The following is a 4,364-nucleotide window of genomic DNA, read 5'->3' as shown; positions in this document are numbered from 1 at the left end:
GACCAGGCCGGCCGACGGATCGGCGGCCCCGTCCCGGAAGGCTCCACGCGCGCACCGGAGTCTTCCCGCACCCGGCTGGTGGCCCGGCTGACGGGCGGGCCACCACCAGGGCCGTCCCGACCGGGATTCTGGCGCAGCCCGCTGCGAGGGCCGTGGCTGACCTCGGTCCTCGGGCTGGTCCTGCTCATCGGCATCACGGTGCTCTTCGTGACCGGCCTGCTCTCCTACGCGGCCTACAACCCGAACCTGTCCCCGATCAACGACCAGACACCGGACAAAGGAGTGCTCGGCTTCTACCTCTTCGCCTGGCCGACCGGTCCGTCCTGGCTCTACCGGGTCACCCAGGGCGTCCATGTCACACTCGGCGTCGTCCTCGTCCCCGTGCTGCTGGCCAAGCTGTGGTCCGTCATCCCGAAGCTGTTCACCTGGCCGCCGCTGCGCTCGCCCAGCCAGGCGTTGGAGCGGCTCTCCCTGCTGCTGCTCGTCGGCGGCGCCCTGTTCGAGTTCGCCACCGGTCTGCTCAACATCCAGCTTCACTACATCTTTCCGGGCTCCTTCTACACCCTCCATTTCTACGGTGCCTGGGTGTTCATCGGCGCGTTCGTCGTGCACGTCGCCTTCCGTCTCCGCGTGGTGGCACGCTCGCTGCGGAGTCGGCGGCTGCGCACCGAACTGCGCACCCCTCTGAGCGGCACCCACCCTGAACCGCCCGACCGGACCGGCCTGGTCTCCCCGCTGCCCGCCCCGCCGACCATGTCGCGACGCGGCATCCTCGGCACGGTGGGCCTCGCCTCCCTGGCACTGCTGGTCGTGACGGCCGGTCAGAGCATCGGCGGCAGCCTGCGGCGGACGGCCCTGCTCGCTCCGCACGGCCGGAACCCCGGGCAGGGTCCCAACGCCTTCCCGATCAACAAGACGGCCGCGGACGTCGGCATCCGGGTCGAGGACACGGGCGCCGGCTGGCGGCTCGTGGTGCGCGGCGGCTCCCGCGAGGTCGTGCTCACCCGCGACGAGATGCTCCGCCTGCCGCAGCACTCGGCCTGGCTGCCCATCGCCTGTGTGGAGGGGTGGTCCACCGAGGACCAGCACTGGAGCGGAGTGCGGTTGTCCGATCTCGCGGCCCTGGTGGGGTTGCACGAGAACCTGCCCTCGGTCCGGGTCGACTCCCTGCAAAGCGGAGGTTTCGGCTCCACGGTCCTGCGGGACAACCAGGTCCGCAATCCGCGCTCCTTGCTCGCGCTGCGCGTCAACGGCGCCGACCTGTCGCTCGACCACGGCTATCCGGCGCGGATCATCGTCCCCGCCAACCCGGGCGTCCACAACACCAAATGGGTCACGACCCTCACCTTCGGAACGACCCCGGCCACGGAGTCGGGAGCCGTCTCGTGAGGTATTTCCGTGCCCGTTACGGCGGCTCCCCGCTCCATCTGCTGCTGATCCTCTGCTCCTTCGCCCTCACCGCGTACGCGGGCGTCCGGTTGCTGGATGCGAACGCCCTGGCCGTCGCCGTCTGGTTCGTGGGCGCCGCCCTGGTGCACGACCTGGTACTGCTGCCCCTCTACACCCTCCTCGACCGCGCGGTGCGGCGACTGCTACCGGCGGGCGCCACCACGTCCACGGACCGGGCTTCCGACCGGGCGGCCCTGATCAACCACGTCCGGGTCCCGGGCCTTGTCTCCCTGCTCCTGCTGCTCGTCTGGTACCCGCTGGTACTCCGCCGGGTTCCGGGATACACGGTCACGACAGGGCTGAGTGCCGATGTCTTCCTGGGCCGCTGGCTGCTCATCACCGCAGCCCTCTTCGCTGCCTCGGCCATCTGGTACGTGGCCTCCCTCGCGTTCCGCGACCGATCCGGTCCGCACACCGATTCAGAGCCCGCGGCGCCCGACAGCCCGTCCGAGTGACCGGGCAGACCGGCCATACCACTCATCCACCAACTCCGGAAGGCTCCGTCCCATGCGCATCCTTGTCACCGGCGGTGCGGGTTTCATCGGCTCGCACATCGTCACCGACCTGATCGGCCGCGGACACGAGCCGGTCGTCCTGGACGCCCTGCTGTCGTCCGCCCACGGGGCGCTCCCGCTACCGGCCGAGGCAGAGATGATCCGCGCGGACGTCCGCGACAGGGAGGCCGTAGTGGCCGCTCTGCGCGGCGTGGACGCGGTCTGCCACCAGGCGGCGATGGTCGGGCTCACCCCGGACTTCGCCGACACCCCCGTATACGTCTCCTGCAACGACCTGGGCACGGCGACCCTGCTCGCCGCCATGGCCGAGACCGGGGTGCGCGCTCTCGTTCTGGCCGGTTCGATGGTGGTCTACGGCGAGGGCCGCTACGACTGCTCCCGACACGGCCGGGTCATCGCGGGGCCACGCCAGGTCGCCGACCTCGACGCCGGCCGGTTCGAGCCGCGCTGTCCCCACTGCGGGGCCGAACTGGCGACCGGACTGGTCGACGAGGACGCGCCTGCCGACCCGCGCAACGTCTACGCGGCCACCAAACTCGCCCAGGAACACCTCGCGGCGGCCTGGGCACGGACGACCCACGGCCGGGCCGTCTCGCTGCGCTACCACAACGTCTACGGTCCTGGCATGCCCCGGGACACGCCGTACGCGGGGGTGGCCTCGTTCTTCCGCTCCGCCCTGGAACGCGGCGAGGCACCCCGGGTTTTCGAGGACGGCCGACAGCGACGGGACTTCGTGCACGTCCGGGACGTGGCAGCGGCCAACGCCCTCGCACTGGCCACGCTGCCGGACCGACCGCCGGGCGCGCTCACGGCCTTCAACACAGGCAGCGGCGAACCGCACACCATCCACGAGATGGCCGCCGCGTTGGCGAGTGCCCACGGCGGGCCCGCGCCCGTCATCACGGGTGAATACCGCCTTGGGGATGTCCGCCACATCACCGCGTCCTCCCACAGACTGCGCAAGGAGCTGGGCTGGACTCCGGCAACCGGCTTCGCGGCCGGCATGGCGGAGTTCGCACGGACCACGCTCCGGCCGACTGTGACCACTTGATCAGCTGCTTGCCGAGACGCCCAGCCGTTGTGCCGACCGGGTCAGACTCCTCTCCGCCGAGCCCGACCGCAAAGCTCCCGTCCACCAAGCATTCGGCCTCACGCTCACAGTGGAACGAGGAGGAATGCGCCACAGGTCGGAGGTCGCCGATCTACGGCTGTCCCTGAGGGTCGGTTGAAGCGCGGGACGGGTCCGAGGGAGCAGGGGAACCGATGCCGCGCAGCTCCTGGAGTTCGCCGCCGACTTTCTTGCGGAGCGTCTTGAGTACGGTCAACTCGCCGCTGATGGCCCATCTCGGCCCCACGAGATAGGTGCCGCCGTACATGCTCGCGGCGTCGAGCCATGACCGTTTGAACTTCTCGGCCGGGAAGGTCGTCACGATCCAGTTGCCCTGCGGTGTGACGCATACCCCTTCGCGAAGTTCATCCGCCTCGGTGCGCAGCTCGACGGTGCAGTTCGTCATGGAAGCGATCTTCTCGACATTGGCGGGTGCGGCGGTCACGCGGCTGTCGCTGTTCGGCGCCTGAGAGCTGCTCTTGCTCTGCGGAGACGACGCCGCCGAGCAGCCCAGGACGAGCGGGGGCATGAGGAGTACCGCGAGGAGCGCGGCGGTACGCGGTCGGTACGAACGACGGGCCGTCACCGGTTGTCCCTTTCACGGGTGGGGCTGGGCGTATCGAGGGATACGAGTGGTGGCGGCCGTTCGTTCAGTGCGGGGCTGAGCGGGACGATGAAGAGCTCTTCAACGGTCTCTCGGTGATGGTCCGAGGTCCTCGTCGCCGATCGCTTCGGTGATCCGGTCGAGGTACTCCTGGGCTCGGCCGAGAAGATGTCGGCAGCGCCCGACGGCATCGTGCGCGGCGCTCGCGGTGCTGGAGTGATGTGCCAGAGGGCCGAGCAGGGCGTCGGCGCCCTCTATCAGGCAGAACGCGGCTGCCGCCCAGCCGTCGACGGTCAGTTCGTCCTCGCCTCCCGTACTCACCGGCACCGACCACGGTGCCACGGAGCTGGCCATGACCTCGACGCGGGCGCAGGTGAACCGGAGTTCGTGCAGGGCTCGGCGAGGCTGGTCTTCGGCGATCGGCCATTCGTACGCGCTGACGAGGTAGTCGTAGTTGCCGCTGCCCTCGGTGGCATCGGCGAGGCGGGCTCCGGCCGTGCGCCACAACAGCGCCCACAATGCGGCGCGGCGAAGTCCCGCGTCGTCGCTGTGGGCCTGGTGCAGTCGGTCGGGCACCTCGATGCCGAGAGCGCTGAGCGCCGCGTGTATCCGGGCCTCCTCATCGATGAAGTCCAAAAGTCTTTCCTTCCAGTGGGGTTGGCGGCCCGGCGTTGGGAAACGCCGGGCC

At 70.0% G+C, this 4,364-nt stretch carries 5 protein-coding genes; 3 read left to right on the top strand and 2 right to left on the bottom strand.

The window, feature by feature from the left end:
- Positions 1-87 precede the first annotated feature (87 nt).
- Genes GA0115259_RS19640 through GA0115259_RS19630 form a run of 3 tightly spaced genes read left to right on the top strand, consistent with a single transcriptional unit; the run spans position 88 to position 3,015 of the window.
- A complete protein-coding gene (locus tag GA0115259_RS19640) occupies positions 88-1,389 on the top strand; it encodes a molybdopterin-dependent oxidoreductase (RefSeq protein WP_202450151.1) in 1,302 nt (433 codons plus the stop codon).
- Positions 1,386-1,904 carry a hypothetical protein gene (locus GA0115259_RS19635; protein ID WP_093598739.1) on the top strand — a complete coding sequence of 173 codons (519 nt, stop codon included), beginning with the start codon at positions 1,386-1,388 and terminating at the stop codon, positions 1,902-1,904. The genes GA0115259_RS19640 and GA0115259_RS19635 overlap by 4 nt, the downstream gene beginning before the upstream one ends.
- A gap of 52 nt (positions 1,905-1,956) precedes the next feature.
- The gene (locus tag GA0115259_RS19630; RefSeq protein WP_093598736.1) at positions 1,957-3,015 is read left to right on the top strand and encodes an NAD-dependent epimerase/dehydratase family protein; all 1,059 of its coding nucleotides are present in this window, start codon (positions 1,957-1,959) and stop codon (positions 3,013-3,015) included.
- 151 nt (positions 3,016-3,166) lie between these two features.
- On the opposite strand, the gene GA0115259_RS19625 is transcribed toward GA0115259_RS19630, so the two are convergent.
- Both GA0115259_RS19625 and GA0115259_RS19620 read right to left on the bottom strand, forming a co-directional pair.
- Positions 3,167-3,658 (bottom strand): hypothetical protein, encoded by a 492-nt coding sequence (locus GA0115259_RS19625; protein WP_176732596.1) that lies wholly within the window; start codon positions 3,656-3,658, stop codon positions 3,167-3,169.
- 99 nt (positions 3,659-3,757) lie between these two features.
- Positions 3,758-4,312, bottom strand: a complete 555-nt coding sequence (locus GA0115259_RS19620) for a hypothetical protein (RefSeq protein WP_093598733.1) — start codon at positions 4,310-4,312, stop codon at positions 3,758-3,760.
- Between the last annotated feature and the right edge of the window lie 52 nt (positions 4,313-4,364).

Source organism: Streptomyces sp. MnatMP-M17 (assembly GCF_900091995.1).
GTDB lineage: Bacteria > Actinomycetota > Actinomycetes > Streptomycetales > Streptomycetaceae > Streptomyces.
The sequence above is the reverse complement of the archived record's forward strand: the minus strand, read 5'-3'. Positions and strand labels throughout refer to the sequence as shown.

Coding starts and splice junctions, on each gene's coding strand:
- GA0115259_RS19630 (WP_093598736.1), top strand. CDS start 1,957: ATGCGCATCCTTGTCACCGGCGGTGCGGGTTTCATCGGCTCGCACATC.